This is a genomic window from Ectobacillus antri, assembly GCF_003852715.1.
Taxonomy (GTDB): domain Bacteria; phylum Bacillota; class Bacilli; order Bacillales; family Bacillaceae_G; genus Ectobacillus; species Ectobacillus antri.
The window spans coordinates 75,130-91,942 of the sequence record NZ_RIAV01000009.1 but is presented as its reverse complement, the minus strand read 5'-3'; the positions used below and the strand labels follow the sequence as shown (position 1 = coordinate 91,942).

21 protein-coding genes and 2 pseudogenes are annotated in these 16,813 nt (G+C 40.3%); 5 read left to right on the top strand and 18 right to left on the bottom strand.

Annotated elements, in window-relative coordinates; genetic code table 11:
- Positions 1 to 45: 45 nt before the first annotated feature.
- Both EEJ45_RS10680 and EEJ45_RS10675 read right to left on the bottom strand, forming a co-directional pair.
- Positions 46 to 972, bottom strand: a complete 927-nt coding sequence (locus EEJ45_RS10680) for a PD-(D/E)XK nuclease family protein (RefSeq protein WP_124564795.1) — start codon at positions 970 to 972, stop codon at positions 46 to 48.
- A 17-nt stretch (positions 973 to 989) separates the two neighbouring features.
- A pseudogene (locus EEJ45_RS10675) lies at positions 990 to 1,701 on the bottom strand (efflux RND transporter permease subunit); the annotation flags it as partial.
- A 24-nt stretch (positions 1,702 to 1,725) separates the two neighbouring features.
- Here EEJ45_RS10675 and EEJ45_RS10670 point away from each other — a divergent pair.
- On the top strand, positions 1,726 to 3,315 hold the full coding sequence (locus EEJ45_RS10670) for a glycosyl hydrolase family 28-related protein (RefSeq protein ID WP_124564794.1): 1,590 nt from the start codon (positions 1,726 to 1,728) through the stop codon (positions 3,313 to 3,315).
- Positions 3,316 to 3,568: 253 nt separating this feature from the next.
- Here EEJ45_RS10670 and EEJ45_RS10665 read toward each other — a convergent pair whose 3' ends face one another.
- The 6 genes from EEJ45_RS10665 to EEJ45_RS10640 form a co-directional block, all read right to left on the bottom strand.
- Positions 3,569 to 4,186: an NUDIX hydrolase gene (locus tag EEJ45_RS10665; RefSeq protein WP_245999880.1), complete on the bottom strand. Its 618-nt coding sequence runs from the start codon at positions 4,184 to 4,186 to the stop codon at positions 3,569 to 3,571.
- A gap of 50 nt (positions 4,187 to 4,236) precedes the next feature.
- The gene (locus EEJ45_RS10660; RefSeq protein WP_124564792.1) at positions 4,237 to 5,688 is read right to left on the bottom strand and encodes a DUF4153 domain-containing protein; all 1,452 of its coding nucleotides are present in this window, start codon (positions 5,686 to 5,688) and stop codon (positions 4,237 to 4,239) included.
- 62 nt (positions 5,689 to 5,750) lie between these two features.
- Complete coding sequence (locus EEJ45_RS10655) at positions 5,751 to 6,395, bottom strand: hypothetical protein (protein ID WP_124564791.1); 645 nt, start codon at positions 6,393 to 6,395, stop codon at positions 5,751 to 5,753.
- Complete coding sequence (locus EEJ45_RS10650; protein WP_124564790.1) at positions 6,382 to 6,723, bottom strand: PadR family transcriptional regulator; 342 nt, start codon at positions 6,721 to 6,723, stop codon at positions 6,382 to 6,384. Before EEJ45_RS10650 ends, EEJ45_RS10655 begins: the two co-directional genes overlap by 14 nt.
- 132 nt (positions 6,724 to 6,855) lie before the next feature.
- Positions 6,856 to 7,659 carry an adenosylmethionine decarboxylase gene (gene speD / locus EEJ45_RS10645; RefSeq protein WP_245999879.1) on the bottom strand — a complete coding sequence of 268 codons (804 nt, stop codon included), beginning with the start codon at positions 7,657 to 7,659 and terminating at the stop codon, positions 6,856 to 6,858.
- A 76-nt stretch (positions 7,660 to 7,735) separates the two neighbouring features.
- Positions 7,736 to 8,026, bottom strand: a complete 291-nt coding sequence (locus EEJ45_RS10640) for a hypothetical protein (protein ID WP_124564788.1) — start codon at positions 8,024 to 8,026, stop codon at positions 7,736 to 7,738.
- Between the two features lie 249 nt (positions 8,027 to 8,275).
- Between EEJ45_RS10640 and EEJ45_RS10635 the strand changes: the two genes are divergently transcribed.
- Entirely contained in the window at positions 8,276 to 8,812 is a 537-nt protein-coding gene (locus EEJ45_RS10635; RefSeq protein ID WP_124564787.1) for an NfeD family membrane protein, read from the top strand.
- A gap of 1 nt (position 8,813) precedes the next feature.
- Positions 8,814 to 10,373 (top strand): flotillin lipid rafts scaffold protein FloT, encoded by a 1,560-nt coding sequence (locus tag EEJ45_RS10630; protein ID WP_124564786.1) that lies wholly within the window; start codon positions 8,814 to 8,816, stop codon positions 10,371 to 10,373.
- A gap of 45 nt (positions 10,374 to 10,418) precedes the next feature.
- Here EEJ45_RS10630 and EEJ45_RS10625 read toward each other — a convergent pair whose 3' ends face one another.
- The 3 genes from EEJ45_RS10625 to EEJ45_RS10615 all read right to left on the bottom strand — a co-directional run bounded on the left by EEJ45_RS10625 (position 10,419) and on the right by EEJ45_RS10615 (position 11,950).
- The gene (locus EEJ45_RS10625; protein WP_124564785.1) at positions 10,419 to 10,667 is read right to left on the bottom strand and encodes a glutaredoxin domain-containing protein; all 249 of its coding nucleotides are present in this window, start codon (positions 10,665 to 10,667) and stop codon (positions 10,419 to 10,421) included.
- 63 nt (positions 10,668 to 10,730) lie between these two features.
- The gene (locus EEJ45_RS10620; protein WP_124564784.1) at positions 10,731 to 11,042 is read right to left on the bottom strand and encodes an MGMT family protein; all 312 of its coding nucleotides are present in this window, start codon (positions 11,040 to 11,042) and stop codon (positions 10,731 to 10,733) included.
- A 62-nt stretch (positions 11,043 to 11,104) separates the two neighbouring features.
- The gene (locus EEJ45_RS10615; protein ID WP_124564783.1) at positions 11,105 to 11,950 is read right to left on the bottom strand and encodes a VOC family protein; all 846 of its coding nucleotides are present in this window, start codon (positions 11,948 to 11,950) and stop codon (positions 11,105 to 11,107) included.
- Positions 11,951 to 12,080: 130 nt separating this feature from the next.
- On the opposite strand from EEJ45_RS10615, the gene EEJ45_RS18440 reads away from it, so the two are divergent.
- On the top strand, positions 12,081 to 12,239 hold the full coding sequence (locus tag EEJ45_RS18440; protein WP_164464259.1) for a hypothetical protein: 159 nt from the start codon (positions 12,081 to 12,083) through the stop codon (positions 12,237 to 12,239).
- A gap of 26 nt (positions 12,240 to 12,265) precedes the next feature.
- On the opposite strand, the gene EEJ45_RS10610 is transcribed toward EEJ45_RS18440, so the two are convergent.
- From EEJ45_RS10610 to EEJ45_RS10585, 6 genes and pseudogenes are all read right to left on the bottom strand, one after another.
- On the bottom strand, positions 12,266 to 12,466 hold the full coding sequence (locus EEJ45_RS10610) for an IDEAL domain-containing protein (protein ID WP_124564782.1): 201 nt from the start codon (positions 12,464 to 12,466) through the stop codon (positions 12,266 to 12,268).
- A 117-nt stretch (positions 12,467 to 12,583) separates the two neighbouring features.
- Positions 12,584 to 12,826 (bottom strand): annotated as a pseudogene (locus tag EEJ45_RS10605) (M3 family metallopeptidase); the annotation flags it as partial.
- Positions 12,827 to 12,968: 142 nt separating this feature from the next.
- On the bottom strand, positions 12,969 to 13,598 hold the full coding sequence (locus EEJ45_RS10600) for a hypothetical protein (protein WP_124564781.1): 630 nt from the start codon (positions 13,596 to 13,598) through the stop codon (positions 12,969 to 12,971).
- A gap of 244 nt (positions 13,599 to 13,842) precedes the next feature.
- Positions 13,843 to 14,256 (bottom strand): hypothetical protein, encoded by a 414-nt coding sequence (locus EEJ45_RS10595; protein WP_124564780.1) that lies wholly within the window; start codon positions 14,254 to 14,256, stop codon positions 13,843 to 13,845.
- A 48-nt stretch (positions 14,257 to 14,304) separates the two neighbouring features.
- The gene (locus EEJ45_RS10590; RefSeq protein WP_124564779.1) at positions 14,305 to 14,931 is read right to left on the bottom strand and encodes an NUDIX hydrolase; all 627 of its coding nucleotides are present in this window, start codon (positions 14,929 to 14,931) and stop codon (positions 14,305 to 14,307) included.
- A 69-nt stretch (positions 14,932 to 15,000) separates the two neighbouring features.
- Positions 15,001 to 15,366: a carboxymuconolactone decarboxylase family protein gene (locus EEJ45_RS10585; protein ID WP_124564778.1), complete on the bottom strand. Its 366-nt coding sequence runs from the start codon at positions 15,364 to 15,366 to the stop codon at positions 15,001 to 15,003.
- A gap of 131 nt (positions 15,367 to 15,497) precedes the next feature.
- On the opposite strand from EEJ45_RS10585, the gene EEJ45_RS18435 reads away from it, so the two are divergent.
- Positions 15,498 to 15,638 (top strand): hypothetical protein, encoded by a 141-nt coding sequence (locus tag EEJ45_RS18435; protein ID WP_164464258.1) that lies wholly within the window; start codon positions 15,498 to 15,500, stop codon positions 15,636 to 15,638.
- Positions 15,639 to 16,218: 580 nt separating this feature from the next.
- Here the strand turns inward: EEJ45_RS18435 and EEJ45_RS10580 are convergent.
- Positions 16,219 to 16,809, bottom strand: a complete 591-nt coding sequence (locus EEJ45_RS10580) for a YhcN/YlaJ family sporulation lipoprotein (protein ID WP_124564777.1) — start codon at positions 16,807 to 16,809, stop codon at positions 16,219 to 16,221.
- Positions 16,810 to 16,813 lie beyond the last annotated feature (4 nt).

The following is a 16,813-nucleotide window of genomic DNA, read 5'->3' as shown; positions in this document are numbered from 1 at the left end:
AAAAAATAACGGTGTTATACAATTTTTAAATTATTTCAATATAACTTAAGGTGATGGCTGGCAAATCTTTAAAAAATTACAAGACGCACACTTTTGCGGGTGCTCCTGCTTTTCAAATAAAGATAAATCAATCGGTTTATTGCGTTCTACATCCTCTACATACTGAAGCATTTGCCCAACACTTAGCAGCATCATATCATGCACCTGATCTAAATCCTCAACCTCCACTGCATGCGTTCGGCTGCATCCGGTTGCCAAGTATTCATTGCGAATTTCAATTTTGTTGTGCGGAATATGGTAGGTATCATGCAGGTACATTGCATACAAAGCAAGCTGATTGCGATCTTCCTCTGTTTCTTTTCCTGTTTTCCAATCTGTAATGGTCCAGATATCGCGTGCTTCATTTTCATATAAGACATCCATTACCACGAAAACCTTAATGTCGTTTAATCGAAACGAATGGAATTGCTCCGATTCGTACAGATGGATATGCTTCCCTTGCATAATATCTTGAAAGCTCGTACTTTGGTAGAGATGCTCCAAACAAGCTTGTAAGCGGGCAGTAATGTCAGAAATAGCGGAAGCTTCTGGTGTCTCTCCATACACCAGCTCACGTAAAAGTGGTACATCTTTCGGCTTTTGGTGCCAAAGCTGCTGATTTTGTGAATACCTATAAGCTTGATTCAACTTGTCACGAACATGCTTTTCTATATTTGCAAGAGGCGGCAGTGGTTTGCCGCGATAGTTTGTTATTAATGTATGTATCACCTGGTGAAGCACATCTCCGACATACATGGGGAGGTTGCTCAGTTTTTTCAGAAAGTACGCTTCTTGTGCGCTTGGCGGCGCATCAAACCGCCAACCGTTATGGGAAACATAATACTGATAAGCATACTTACGTCTACACGTAAAAAAGGTTTTATGTCGGCTCATCGACCACGAAAACTCCGGATAGGGCTTTACTTCAAACATGTATATCACTCCCTTTCTCACATTATAACAAATAACAAAAAGTATACAGTTTGTTTTCGTTTACGATTGCGAATCTTCATGAGTACTTCATACACAACAGGTGCGATGATAAGTGTTAGTAATGTAGAGCTGATAAGTCCACCGATAACGGTAACACCAAGATCTTTTGAAATCAAACCGCCGCCCTGCACCAATTGCAAGTGGAATCAACGCGCCCACAGTCGCAATGGCAGTCATTAAAATAGGACGTACGCGTGTAACGGCTGCTTCCAGCAATGCCTCACGTGTGGATAGTCCTTCTTTTTCTTTTTGAATCACGCGGTCGATTAAAACGATTGCGTTTGTTACAACAATTCCAATGAGCATGAGTGCACCAATCAGCGCAGATACACTGATAGTTTCACCAGCAATCAGTAAAGCAACAAGCGCACCAATGATCGTGAACGGCAATGAGAATAAAATGGCAAATGGCGCCAGGCCACCCCCAAATGTAATAACCAGTACGAAATAAACAATCGCAACATCCGCTAGCATTGCCAAGCCAAGCTGCTTAAAGGATTCATTAATTTGCTCTGTTACGCCTCCAAAGGAAACATCAACTGTTTTTGGTTTTTCTAACGCATTAACATCTTTTTGTAAATCAGCTGATGCTTTAGCAACATCCTTTGTGGTGATGTCAGCAGAAATCTCTGCATAGATTATTCCGTCACGTTTTGTAATAGTGTTGGAAATATGTAAACAGGATGTGATGGAATGCTCGATACGTATCATAATCCATATAACAATCGGGAGCTTCTTGCCAAGCTTTTGTATCAAAACCAAACAACAGAGCAAGCACTTGCCCAGGTAAATGTCTTATTTGATGCTTTGCCAAATAAAAATCCCACTCTCTCCACATGGGATAAAATGTACAGCTATTGTTCTCCTTTTACAACGAACGCACAGCCTGTGACAGCACTTACTTCCTCTACCCAGCCAAGCTGGATGAATGAGCTCGATCGCGAATATCAGGCATTTACAAATATGCCTACAGTTCATGTTACAGACTTTGGGGCAATTGGAGACGGTATAACAGATAGTACGAAAGCATTTCAACAGGCGATCGGAAACGGTCGTGTAAAGGTCATCATACCAGAGGGAATATTTGTTACAAAAGGGATTCGGCTTCCCTCTTGGACGTATTTGGTAGGAGAAGGAAAAGGGATCACGATAATAAAACTTCATAATAAAGCTTCAAAAGATATGCGCCTCGTAACGAATATGCATCATAGACGAGGAAATCGAAATATCTATATTGGAAATATGACCTTAGACTGGAGTATAGAACGACTTAGCAGCGATGAGAAAACAAGCAGCGGCAACAACCAGTCCAGCTGTGTGACGTTGGCACATGTAAAGTACGGATGGATAAAGGATGTAGAGGCAATTAATCCAGGCCTGCATTGCTTTGATGTGTCGTCCACTCGCTATAATTACGAAGGAGATGGCAAGCGCGCGCGTGGCGGCAGTCGTTATATATGGCTAGACGGCTTGAATGGATATGGTTTTGGTGATGATGGTATTACGACACATCACAGTGATTATGTTTGTATTTCGAATTGTCATATGTGCGATCCGAGTGGACGTTCACATGAAAGCGGCTTTTCTAATTCGAATGGTATTGAAGTGGACGACGGCTCCCGACATGTATTGCTGTTACACAACTCTACCGCGCGCTGCTTTGGCGGTGTGGAAGTCAAAGCACACCACAATTCGTCCGCAGCATCTGATGTCGTCATTGCTGGGCATATCTCACTGCATGACAACCGTTCATACAACTTTCGTCACATCGGGCATCATGTCGGCACAGATCCACCATCAAAAACAGCGTATTACATCAAGGCAGTAAATCTGGTTGCGATTGAGCCTGTTCGTACCCCTCTTTACAAGAATTCAAAACAGCGCGGAATGGTCATTTCGGCCTACCAAAACGTAGTTGTTCATAACTTTACACTGCTTGGAAATCCCGCATATGATTATCAAAACCAACCGGTCATTGCTGTTCAGTATCGAGCGCGGGACATCGTTTTAAGCAATATATATATCGAAAATTTCAAGAGTGCTAGTACAGACCTTAAAATATTTGGCGGGCTGCAGCGTGCAGATCGGGTGACGGTGCAGCATATGAGAAGTCGTAATTCTGCTCTTAGTGCGGTATACGTAGGTGAAGCTGTAGAGGATGTGAAGTTAGAGGCTATCAATGTCATTCGTGAAAACGGGAAATATGCGGTGCGTTCATACACGCCTATTTTCATGAAAGATGTATATGCTCGTGGATATAAGCAACATATTTTTGTAGATTAACATATATAAAAATCACTACAGAAGCCGCTTTTACAACGAGCGGCTTTCTAAGCTAAAAGATGGGTTATAATTTCTGCTATCTCAACCACTTGATAAATATATACATCATAAGAGATTGGTGGTATTATGAACCATAAAAGGAAATGCGTCACGACTTATGGAAACCTCGCGCCTGCCGACGAGTTGTTAACCTATTTAAAGAGCTGATCTTCCATAGAAAAACAGGCACAGCTTTATAGCCATGCCTGTTTTTCTATTTTATAAATTTTGCGATACGCGAAGCGACTTTTAGTAAATACGTGTCTTCGTGCGGAACAAACGCCTGTTTGTTTGCGGTCATATTTACTTCTGTTCGTATCCCTTCCGTATCTTCTAGAAAACCAGATAGGATAAGGATTTCTTTTGTACCGCGACAAAATGCGTAAAAATCGGTAAACTTTGCTTCCAATAGACCGCTTACTTCTTCGCGCTGTAACTCATAACGAGGCATACCTTCGTAAAGGTATAAAAACACATGACAAATTTCTCTATCTATGAACGCATCTGTTGTCACATTGTATAGAATGACTCCTAGAGAATGAAGTTCTTCAAAGGATAGTGTGATTCCGAGCTCCTCTTCTACCTCACGCAAGCCGTCTTGGACAGTTTCGTGTGCCAGCAGATGACCGGCTGCTGTAATATCTAGTAAGTTCGGATAATCTTGCTTGAGAGAGCTTCGCATTTGAAAAGTAATGTAATATTCGTCCTCTTCTTTTCTTAAAAACCAGCAGTGAAAGGTTTCATGCCAATGACCAAGGCGATGTACCTCTTCTCTTGTGGCCGTTCCTATTTTTTGCTGCTGTTCGTTGAATATAGCAAGGTGCTCTTTCATGATGTATCCCCCTTTCTCGGTAGCATAATATATATACTTGCTGCTGCACCTTACTTTACATGTAGATTTTTTAATCGTTCGAATACATCCGTCTTAGAAAGATGGAATGATTGCCATGTGCTTGGTTTAGAAACAGTTTGCGTTTGCAATTCTAGGAGTATATCTCGCAAACCTGGATAATCAGGGTTTGATTCATAGACAGAAATCAATGCGCTTATCCCTTCATCAGATACAGTTGACAAATAGGCAATATCCAATTTTCCCGTCTGTTCAAACCGCTGCAGATTTTTCTCTACAATGAATCCATTTATATTCACAACGTTTAGTAACACATAATATACCAAAGATGCAATGAGATAGAAATGAAGTAGAGAAATACGCTCTAACCAAACTTTTGCCAACGTATAAGCAAAAATAACTCCCAGAAAAATCATGAACGTGTGCGGCAAAACACGCAATACAGTAAATCCATATGCTTCTTCATATAAAGCAAGACGCCAAAATGCTGATATTAGCATAACTCCAGTCATTAAGATAAACAGTGTAAGCATGCTCTGAATAAATCGCTTAAGCTTGCCAATCAGCTTTGTCCAGGTCACTACACTTGTTACAACAAGTAAATTAATTAATGCAACCACAACCAATTCAAAAAAACCGCGGCGTGCGTACTCGGCATACGTGAGATCACCTTGTAAGGTCCCGCTAAAAAAGTAGGAAAATTGCAATGTCACAAATAAAATATAGATAGTATTCATACTTACTAATATAGTAGAAACAATAACAGCATCCCACTTTTTTTCGATTATTTTCCCTTGGGCAACCTGCACTTCCTCTGGCTTACGAAGGGTTTGTAAAAAGCTGAATACCACACAGACGTATACGCAAATGACAAGAGAACGTGCAATGCCAATTTCTATGTCCAATGTACGTAACCAGTGAGGAAAACGACCAAGTGTTTCACTAAAGCGCATATCTGCTGAAGAAAGTAGCAGGATGACAACGAATAAAAGCGGCAACGACAATAACAAACCCGTGAGTATACGAAAGCCAACGTGAGAAGTATTTCCTCTCATCCGTTGTCTCATCGCTCTCCTACTATACGATACAGTACTAGCAAAATAACTAAAAGCCTCTAAGAATTTAGCCAGTATAAATAGGACAAACACAGGACGATGCCATGAAACGTGTCGTGTCACAATCACGCTATGTACCACCATCAGCACCGGAATAATGAGAAGATTTAACCCGTAAAACACCGGGCTGTCGTACAAAAAGTAACTTGCGGCCAGTAGCCATATGGATCCAAGCAGTAACAAGCCAATCCGTTTATTCACAAACGGAAATGAACGAAAGTGCCAAAAGAAAATCCAATAAAACACAACCACATATACAAGATAGGAAATACCTATCATGCTGTGAAAAAAGGCTTGTTCGTATAATACACCAAGTGCAATACAGAGTAGAAAAAACACAACATTTTGCTTGAATTGAGCGTTTTCCATAATATCCTCCTATACATAGATAGTATATATACATAGTATTTCTATGTATTTGTACAAAAAAATTATATCGACTGCTTTTTTCCGAAGTAATAGCCAACACAACAAATAGGATACAACAGAATCGTTGCAGCGATACAAAGAAAAATAAAGGTTGTAGAAAGCAAAGGATGAAACCATTCGTGCGGGATGACGCGAAACAATACAAGCAACATCAAAGTAAGGTTGGGAAGCAGTGAGATAGCAAATGTTTTGCGCATCAGTTGTTTTCCTTCTGCCCCAAAGCTTTTGCCGATTTCATAGCCAAGAAGACCCCAAAATAACATATAGAGTACCATAATCATGGTAGGAATAGCCGTTAATATATTCCATATATGCTGTAGCCACTGCGCTTGATGAAAGAGATGTAAAAAGGTAAAAAACCCTCCAAGCAAAAAGAAGCAAACATTTAGCAGAAAAAAGTGCAACAAGGTTGTATGATGAGTAACAGAAAGCTCTTCACGCCACAAATCTGCCACTTCTTTCGGGCTACCAATGCGATTTGTAAAGCAGATCATCCACTCTTCTACCGTTTCTTTATCACTTTCTTCTAGAATGATTTCAGATAGATGAACATCGTAGTCAAATAATATCGTTTCGAGCTCAGTATGCTTGCGCAATTCTTTTTGTAATTGCTTTAAGTATGCTTCTTTTGCCTTAAGATGGATCATGCTCAGGTCCTCTCATGACCTTATTCATTACGCGTACGAATTGCTCCCACTCTGACGTTTTCTCCTGCAGCATTCGTGTACCTTCTTCTGTAATTCGATAATACTTACGCGCTGGTCCTTTTTCTTGCTCCTGCCAGTAGTACGTAATATAACCCTGTTTTTCTAGCTTGTGCAGTGCTGGGTATAACGTGCCTTCTTTAATTTGCATGTACTGATCGCTTCTTCTTTCAAGCTCTTTTACGAGTTCGTAGCCGTATCGATCACACTCTTGTAAAAGCTGTAACACAAGAAGAGATGTACTGCCTTTTACTAATTCTCGATTAAACAATTGCTTCACCTACCTAGAATTATGAGGTATATAAAGCATCTTATCATGTGAGTAAAACAAAACACAAGTCTATTTTAGAATATATTTGTTTGAAAAATAAAAATGGCATGCTGATTACACATGCCATCTTTGTTAATATCTCGTAATATTTTTTCCGTAAAAAATTTCATCCATTTCTATTTTTAGCTTTTTAGTAATATCATCCTGCTCTGCACGAGACAATTTTTCTTTTGTATATCCAAACAAATAATTGTCCAAATCAAAGGCACGTAGTTTACATTTTGTATGAAAGATATTTTCTTGGTACACATTCACGTCAATCATCTCGTACAAGTCTTGGATATCTTGTGGGATATAATTCTGAATCGAATTGATGTCGTGATCAATAAATAACTTATGTCCTGTAATATCTCTCGTAAAGCCCCGCACACGATAATCAATCGTCATAATATCTGTATCAAAGGAATGAATGAGGTAGTTGAGTGCTTTTAAAGGAGAAATTTCTCCGCAGGTTGATACATCAATGTCGGCGCGAAACGAGCTAATATCGTCTGTTGGATGATATTCGGGATAGGTATGAACCGTAATGTGGCTTTTATCAAGCTGTCCCACTACAGAGGTAGGAATAGGGCCTGGTGACTCCGAAAACGATTCAATTGATGCCTCCCCCACTGGTCCCTCGGAAACAAGAATGGTTACGCTCGCCCCCTGCGGCTCATAATCTTGCTGGGCAATATTTAAAATATGTGCGCCAATGATATCTGTAACAGTGGATAAAATGCCTGTTAATCGATCTGCACTGTATTGTTCATCAATATATTTTATGTACGCTTCCCGCTCCTGTGGTGTTTTTGTATAACAAATATCATACATATTGAAGCTAAGTGTTTTTGTTAAATTATTAAATCCGTGTAATTCAATTTGCGGTGCATGCACAATGCTTCCTCCTTGCCTAAGTAAACATGATGTTCTCCTATCTATTGTTTACTTATGATGAGAGTGAATATACATGTTATCGCTTGCTCCTTCTTCCTAGTATGTAACCGACCCCAATTAAAAAGCTATAAAAGCCACCAAACAATAGAAATGTCTTTGTTGTTTCTTGAACTGTGCTAGGTACTATTTTAATTTCTTCAGTAAATACCCCATAGATCATGACCAGTAAAATCGTGATTGAAAATAATAATACTGTTCGTTTTTTCCTCTGCTGTTTTGCTTTTTTAGATGTGTGTGCTTTTTTCATAGATGATGGTGCTCGTTTGCTTGAAACTTTTTGTCTTTTTATATGTGCTTTTTGTCCCAAGTGTTACCTTTCCTTTCTATATCACGCCATTTTATTTAACTTTATCAGAACGTATGTTCACTTTCAATGAAAGTTAATGCGTACCTATATGAATTTCTGCATAAGGCTCTTAAGATAGTTCTTTAAACAAGTTCAAATAACCATAAAAATAAGAAAAATCTATATATTTTCAGAAAATTACGTTGTATAATGATTATAACAGCTTGAATTTTCATCTTATGTAAATATCAACCATAAAGGAGGTGTGAAATGCTTGCGATAGATTGGCAAACAGTATACTTGTATGGACTTCTCATCGCAGGTGGTGGCACATTATTATATGCACTGTTTGGTGATATATGGGATGCAGTTCACCCTATCAGTCTAATTGCAGTGCTCAGCTTTTTCGCTGTTTTGTCAGGAAGCGGTTATATTTTACAATCCATCACGATGCTTTCTTCCGAGCTCATTCTCATGCTATCTGCTGTTATTGCACTAGTGCTCGTTACATGCATGATGTTATTTGTTATTAAACCGCTTTCTAAAGCAGAACAAAGTAACATTGTTCGGATGAATGACTTTATCGGCACATTTGGTGAAGTAAGTATCGCTATTCCAGAACAAGGCTTGGGAGAGATTATTTTAACAAGAAGTACTGGTATTCAAAATATGTCCGCAAAAAGTGTTAACAACGAATACATTCCTAGTGGCACAAAAGTGTTGGTCAGCGATGTGAAAGATGGCATCGTAATGGTTCTGCCGGTACCAAAGCATTTACTACCGAATATGAGAAACGGGGGAAAATAACATGACAGCATTTATTATAGGCGGTGTGGTTCTTGCCATTTTACTAATCTTAATTGCAGTATTCGTTATTCGCTATCGTACAGTTGGTCCAGATGAAGCACTTATTGTAACAGGAAGCTTTTTGGGAAACGGAACAAATGTTGTGACAGCGGAAGATGGTAAAAAGGTGAAAATCATTCGAGGCGGTGGCACATTTGTTGTTCCTGTGTTGCAATTGGCAGAACGATTAAGCCTACTCAACCATAAGCTAGAAGTAGGAACGCGCGATACATACACAAAGCAAGGTGTTCCCGTTACAGTCAATGGGGTATCTATTATTAAAATTGGGTCGACCATTGAAGAAATCTCCACAGCAGCAGAGCAGTATCTAGGTAAAACACGAGAAGATTTAGAAAATGAAGCACGTGAAGTATTGGAAGGTCACCTGCGTGCCATCGTTTCTTCCATGACAGTAGAAGCGGCTTACAGCAATCGTGAGGAATTTGCTCAAAAAGTACATGAGGTGGCATCCAGTGATTTAATGAAAATGGGCCTTCGCATTGTATCGTTTACTATTAAAGAGATTAATGACCGCAATGGATATTTAGAAGCACTTGGTCAGCCACAGATTGCAGCTGTAAAGCGCGATGCCATCATTGCTAACGCAGAGCGCGAAAAGGAAGCGCGCATTGAACGTGCTCGTGCTGAAAAAGAAGCGCAAGAAGCAGAGTTACAGCGTGACACGCAAATTGCAGAAGCCACAAAGGAAAAAGAATTGAAGGTTCAAGCATATAAGAAAGAACAAGAAGTAGCAACAGCAGAAGCAGACTTAGCTTATCAGTTCCAGCAAGCTAAAGCACAGCAACGTGTAACAGAAGAGCAAATGCGCGTCAAAATCATTGAGCGCGAAAAGCAAATCGAGCTTGAAGAAAAAGAAATCCAGCGCCGCGAAAAACAATATGACGCGGAAGTAAAGAAAAAAGCAGACGCTGATCGCTACGCAGCGGAGCAAGCGGCAGAAGCAGAAAAAATCCGCCAAATTCGTCAGGCAGAAGCGCATCAATTCAGGATTGAAGCAGAAGCACGAGGACGTGCAGAAGAAGTTCGTGTTGAAGGTTTGGCAAAAGCAGAGATCGAAAAGGCACAAGGTTTTGCGTTAGCACAAGCAGCAGAAGCGCAAGGTCGTGCCGATGCTGAAATTATTCGCTTAAAAGGTTTGGCAGAAGCAGAAGCAAAACAAAAAATCGCGGAAGCATTTGAACTATACGGGCAAGCTGCGATTATGGATATGGTTATTAAAATGTTGCCTGCATATGCGAAAGAAGTTGCAAGCCCACTTGCCAATATTGATAAAATTACAGTTGTTGACACAGGTGGTAGTGGAAAAAATAGTGGTGCCGGCAAAGTAGCTGCCTATGCAACAGATTTAATGGCTACGGTTCAAGAAACATTAAAGGCTTCCTCTGGTGTGGATGTCAAGGAGCTTCTTGAAAGCTTCGCCGGAAAAGGCAATGTGAAAAACAGCCTGGATTCGTTAACAAACGAAATTGCTTCTAAAAATCTTAAAGAAGGGACAGAATAAGCCAAGCATATGCTTGGCTTTCAGCTTGTTGACAAAGGGGCACCTTCATTCTAAGCCTAATATGTTTGCCAGTTTTTCGCGATCAAACCCCATTACAACTTCTCGCTTCCCATCTAACTCAATTACTGTAACCGGCGTTGCGCTTGCGCCAAGGTCGACTACTTCTTGCATATAAGCACCGCTCTTGCGAATATCTCTGTCTTCAAACGAAATATTATGACTTGTCAGCCACTCTTTCTCTGCATGACAGGGACCACATGTTTCTTGTGTATAAATGATTACTTTTTCTGCCATTGTAATTCCTCCTTTTCACCTGTATTATAGCGTTTATTTCCAGTACACATGCAAGTTTTTTGCTTATACGATTTCGTCCGGATGAAATTGATATTGCTGCAAGTCTACTAGATGGCCGCGCATTTCTATGCCCTCACTTTCAAGAGATAGCATTTGTATTTCCTTTGCTTCATCAGCAATCATGATTTGCCCCTTGGCATTGACAACGCGATGCCAAGGTAAACGATGTGCATCGCTCATGCTATGCAAAATGCGCACCACCTGACGTGCAGCTCTAGGGTTGCCGGCCAAACGCGCAATTTGTCCATATGTCATGACTTTTCCACTTGGGATATTTTGAATAATTCGTAAAACGGCTGCTGTAAATGCTGTCAAACGGAAAACCTCTCTTGTTGTATTTTCTTCATTGTAGCAATTCGCAGCAGTTTGCACAAAATTTAGATGACCAGATGAATGGTATTTCCTGCGGGATCTGTTGTTATTATCACATCTCCTTCTCTTGTTATATTCGCTCCTATTTCGTGTAACCTCGTAACAACTTGCGTTCGTGTTTCCTCGTTTGGCAGCATAAGAGAAAACCAATGTAAGCCGACGCTATTTGGCAGCGGTGCCGGTGCTCCTGCACTGTGCCATGTGTTGAGTCCAATATGATGATGATAACCGCCGGACGAAACAAAAATAGCGGCATCGCCATATCGACTTACAACCTCAAGCCCAAGCCCTCTCGTATAAAACTCTTCTGCTTCGTGTAAATCAGAAACTTGTAGGTGGATATGCCCGATAATAGTTCCCTTTGGCATTCCCTTCCACTCGCTAGTTGCCTCTTGCAAAACATTTTCCGCATCCAAGCGCTGTGTTGTCATGTGTACTTGCTTGTTTGTCCACTTCCATGCATTTGCATGGCGGTCTGTATAAATTTCAATCCCATTTCCATCTGGATCAGCCAAGTATAATGCTTCACTCACAAGGTGATCAGATGCACCTTGCAGCGGATAGGTATGAAGCAAATGTACTAATATATGTGCTAAGTCCGCACGAGTTGGGAGCAAGAACGCCACGTGGTATAAACCCGTCGTTCGCCCTTGTCTTGGGGCTACTTGGGTTGGCTCTTCAATGATAAAAAGTGGGGTTTGTTCATCTGCAGATAATATAACTTTTTTCTCCTCGCGTTTTAAAATCTGGAACCCCAATACATCTTTATAAAATGCCAGTGAACGTTCGATGTTGGTCACAAACAAATGAACTTGCTGTACGAATGTAACGGGAGCTTGATGAAATTTCATAATGTATTCTCCTTCGTTATATAATTTAATTACTTTATGTAAGTAAGTTTATTATAGTAAGTTAAAGGAGTCAAGTGAAGATGTATTCTTCCATTTCTTTTGGCTATCCTATATACTGGAGGCGATAGGAATGGATAAGTTACAAGCACTATTTGAATATTTAAGTGCACAAGGCATCTCTGTGCAAGAAGCATCAGACTTATTGCGAGAAGAGATGCTACAACCGTCAGTTCAAGAACAACTTGACCTCGGTGCATGGTTGTCACATTCAAATGAGAATTTGTTGTAAAAAAAGAAGAGGCTAGGCCTCTTCTTTTATCGTAATGCTTCAAGTGCTTGAAGTTCTGTTGTTAACTCAAAAAAACGTTCTTTATTACCAACATCGAGAGACTGGTCGATTTCCTTCCAAAGCTGTTCTGTACGAAACGCAAGGACGGCTTTATCTAGTACCATTTCAGCAAACAATGCATCTGTGATTAAAGGCTGTTTTGGGGCATTAAGCATATGGTTTTTCATAGAAATCAACTCCTTGTCCTTTTTTTGATTATACATTAAATTTTCTGATAATTCAAATATTATCTTCTGGAATTTTCAAGTATTTATCCGACAAAAAAAGACCTGTTGTTCGACAAGTCAATTGTTATAACTACCTTGTAATTCCTTCACAAGTCGTTGAAACAGCTCCATTGCATGTTGAATCGGTTCCGGCTGCAGTAAATTTACGCCTGTGTTTTGCAGTAATACAAGTGGTTCTTCACTGCTTCCGCTTTTTAAAAACTCCAAATACATTTGCTGGGTATATGAGTCGCCAGCTAGTAAGTGCTCAGCAATGTCGATAGCAGCTACAAAGCCAGTGGCGTATTTATATACATAAAAAACTGCAGCATGTGCTGCAGCTTGTTTATGAGCTCCTTTCTTTTAGATTGGTTCTCTATACTCTATATCAAAGGCCTCTCACCTTTACCGTATAAAAGTCGCCGCCCCTCCTTATGTATAGATTTGGTATGATGTCGGCAAATCAAGCTGCTGTTATGTAGTCACCTGGACCGAGAAAAGGCCACACAATCGGGCGCAGGACCGTTACTTCTTCGAATGACCTCATCGAGAAATTGGGCATTGTTTCTTGTCGAAATAGCTGAATTGGGAGCTTTCGTAACCAACCGCGCTGTTGTTGTCTTAGAACCTGGTTTCCTGCTGAAGTTCCGTTTGCTTTTACGGCATGTGTACGCGATTCATTCTCGCTTGGTTGAATTACCGTAAAGAGCATATGCTCCGTGACAACTAACTCCGATTTTCTCTTCTTTTTACGACGAAACGGCGTTTGCTCTTTTTCCGTTTGGACAAGCATATATGTATGCTCGTTCTCATTTTTTTGTCGTACAATTTTCAGTTTGTTATTTAGTTCTAGCTCTGTCTCAGTTGCCTTCATTGCGTACTCTGCGAAGGGTTGCTCTTCTTTTTGTAAGGTGAACTTTAGGCGAAGGGCTTCACTTCTGCCAATCATTTGGATTCTCTCTAAGCCACCTTTTTCATTTAAAGCTAGGAACACGATGGCTTCTTTTCTCTTTCGTTCACCATGCTCTTTTATACCGGGAAAGCTCACAAAGATGTTTGTATGAAGCGTTTTTTGTAGTGTCGCGTGACTCATACTACCCCCTACCTTTCCGGAACGTCAGGTATTTTACCTGTGAGATACAAATTCCCTAAGTATGTCTGTTTCTCCTACCTCATGTCTCTGCCCTTTTATCGTCAAATTCTTCTTATTCTTGTGCTCTCTTTTGTTTTTCCGAACATTTACGAGTGTGTTCTATATCGAAAGTCGTGGATTACTGGTTTATTTTGTTGAATGAAATTGTGAAACTAATAAAACTTCAGAGAATCAACCTGAAGTTTTATTGTAATTCTGTAAGAAACATATTTAAATCTTGTTGAACCTGTTGCAAAAGGCTTTTTATCTTATCAACATCAAGCTCTGCTTTGCCTGTTTCACCAATGAGCGGATAGAGGTTATCTTCAATTTTTTTGTATTGCTCTGGGTATTGTTCTTCCACCTCATCTTCAAAACTGTCCCATTTCTCTGCTAGATTTTTACCAAATGATTTAATTTTCTCTTGATCCGCCGCAGTTTGTAAGTATTTTGTGAAGCTTTGCAGCTCGGTTAAGACACTTTGTATCCCTTCAACAATTGCAGCTCGATCTGTCGCGCTTGTTTCAACTGCGTTCGGTGCTGCTTGCTTATCTTCCTGTGTATGGCAACCTGACAGTAAGCATACGGCTGTGATGAGAGATAATATGTATTTGTACATCTATGACGCCTCCTTTTCACTGTCAGTTGTAGCCAGATTTTCTTGCTTTCATACGTTAAGCTTTCGGGTAATATCAAGGAAATGTTTTAAAACACGAGCTGTTAACCCCCAAATTACATATCCTTTGTAGTGATAAAAATATTCTTTCATTCCTCTTGTTTGCCAATTATATGATTCTCCGCCCGGTATGAGTTCATACGGAAAGTCTGAGCCCGGTTCTACCTTGTACTGAACGCGATAAACGTCAGGTATTTGCCGGAGCAGTTGTGGGAGAGGAACTGTAAATGTGCTCTCTACTTCCGCTGCATTTGGTATTAGTTCATACGAAGAGTCTATAAGTCCTGTATAGGGATAGATAATAGAACCAAATGGGGATATCATGTAGTCAAGTGGTACGATTTGGGAAATGGCATCTGTAGGAATGCCGAGTTCTTCCGTTGTTTCTCTCATTGCTGCATGCTGGGGTGTTTCGTCAGAAGCATCGATCTTTCCACCTGGAAAGCAAATTTCTCCTGGTTGTCTGCGCAAGGTAGCGGATCGCACTTCAAATAAGATATGTAGTTCGTTTTCTTTTTGTATAAGTGGCAATAGTATTGCAAATTTCGTAAATTGTTCACTACCCAAAATAGAAGGTGTTCGAGTCTGTAGAGCAGTTAATATTTTTCTTGTGTCCATCTCTTCTCCTCTCCTTTATACCTACACTTTTATGTAAATAAAGCCCCTTCTAGGAAGGGGCTGCTTATCTTAGTGCTTTTTTTGTTGTAATTCTGAAATACATTCTTGTACAAGAGTAACAGCTTGGCTCATCGCAGCGCCGCCGGCAAAAGCCGTTGCTACCCCGCATGCTTCAAAAATTTGTTCTTCTGTACAGCCTTGGTCAATACAACCCTTTGTATGATATATTGTACAGTATTCATCTTGTGTTGCCAAGCTGATCCCCAGTGCGATTAACTGCTTTTCACGTTGCGTAAGCGTACCTTCTTTAAAACACGCTTCTGTGAACGCGTTATAGGCCTTCGTTAGTTCTGGTGTTTTTTGCAAAAATCTTCCTAGTCCATCTTTATAGTGGTATAAAGACTGCTCTACCGAATTTTGAAATTGCTGTTCCATAGTTGTCACTCCGTTTCCCAAATGATGTTTCATGCTTTAGTATGCTATGAAACGGAAATTGTATGTCTACATATTAAAATTTCGCATAGTAAATTCTGAAGTAGCCATATTATGAGCAGGAGGTGAAATGTATGAATAATCAGCAGTGGATGTCTGAAGTTTTAGTAGATGCTTACACTAGCGGCCCTATTTCACAGAAACAGGAACAAAAACAACAAATAAACGCTAAACAGCAGCTTAAGCAACAAAAGATTGCACGAGATAATCGCTAATCCGAGATGAAACACTTGTTGATAAACATCATCTAGTAACACAAATGAATTGATTCGTAAGAAATTGTTTTTCTTTCTTCTCTCTTCTCTTTCGTATTCTAGATCCAACATTTGACACTCCCACCCCTAAAGGGGCAAGCTGGCTAACGCCAGTGGGATTCTCAAATGACAAAGCGTTCGCAGTCCATTTCTGTTTTGAACAGTCTTTGAGATTAGGGTGTGCCATCACCCCTCCATAGGCAGTGCGTATAGCACCTATGGCTACGGTACTGTGACCATACCGTACAGATTTTGAGTTCTCATATGCGTTTTAGCGTCTTGTGCGTGACGACACATATCGTTTTACCGACAGCGTGTATTAGGCCTGTCGAACCTCATACAATATCCAGTGTTCAGAGAACGATTTGTTTTAGAGACTTATACTTGTCTATGTGGATATTGTACCATGTTTTGCGTAGCAAAAGCGATACTTTCATCCCATGCCTAAAGGCGGACTAAAGTCCTGCATGGGCTTTCTCATATCACAAATTCTGTAAATTCCTGTTTAGAGAAAGAAAAGCACACGGAATGTTTCCGTGTGCTACTTTGCGTTCATATACTGGTTGGATTGATCATCTTGTTCTTTTTTCAGTTGTTGTTTTTCTCCTTCAGGTAACTGTTTATCATTGCGTTTTGTAGGCTCGGAATCTTTGTTTTCCAGCATATCTTTTGGCACCTGTGGCATAACACGACCAATAATGGCCGCAAACTCTGTCATTACCGCCTGCGGATTACCTTTTTGGATCTGTTTCCCCATAGCTTGTACTCTTTGGTACGTGTCCGGGTCGGCTACCACAATTGCGTTAGCACCGTGTGGGTCATGTTTAATACTTTCCGCAACGGTATATTTAATGGTTTCAACGCGCGTTCGGTCGAGTTTACTATTGACGTCAATCCCCACAATAGCATAAGGACCGAGAACAACAGCTTTCGCTGCTTTAACATTTGGAATATCAGCCGCAAGCTTCTCTAGATGTGCCGCCGCACGAGGGTTGGATTTATATCGTTCAGGTTTGTACGTTGTATTTTTTACGCGTACAGTTTGATCACCGCTATATGCTTTTTTTTCTTCCTTCGCTCCGCAAGCTGTTAACAGTAAGCATACAATTATCAAGCATGCACTGATTTTCATATGT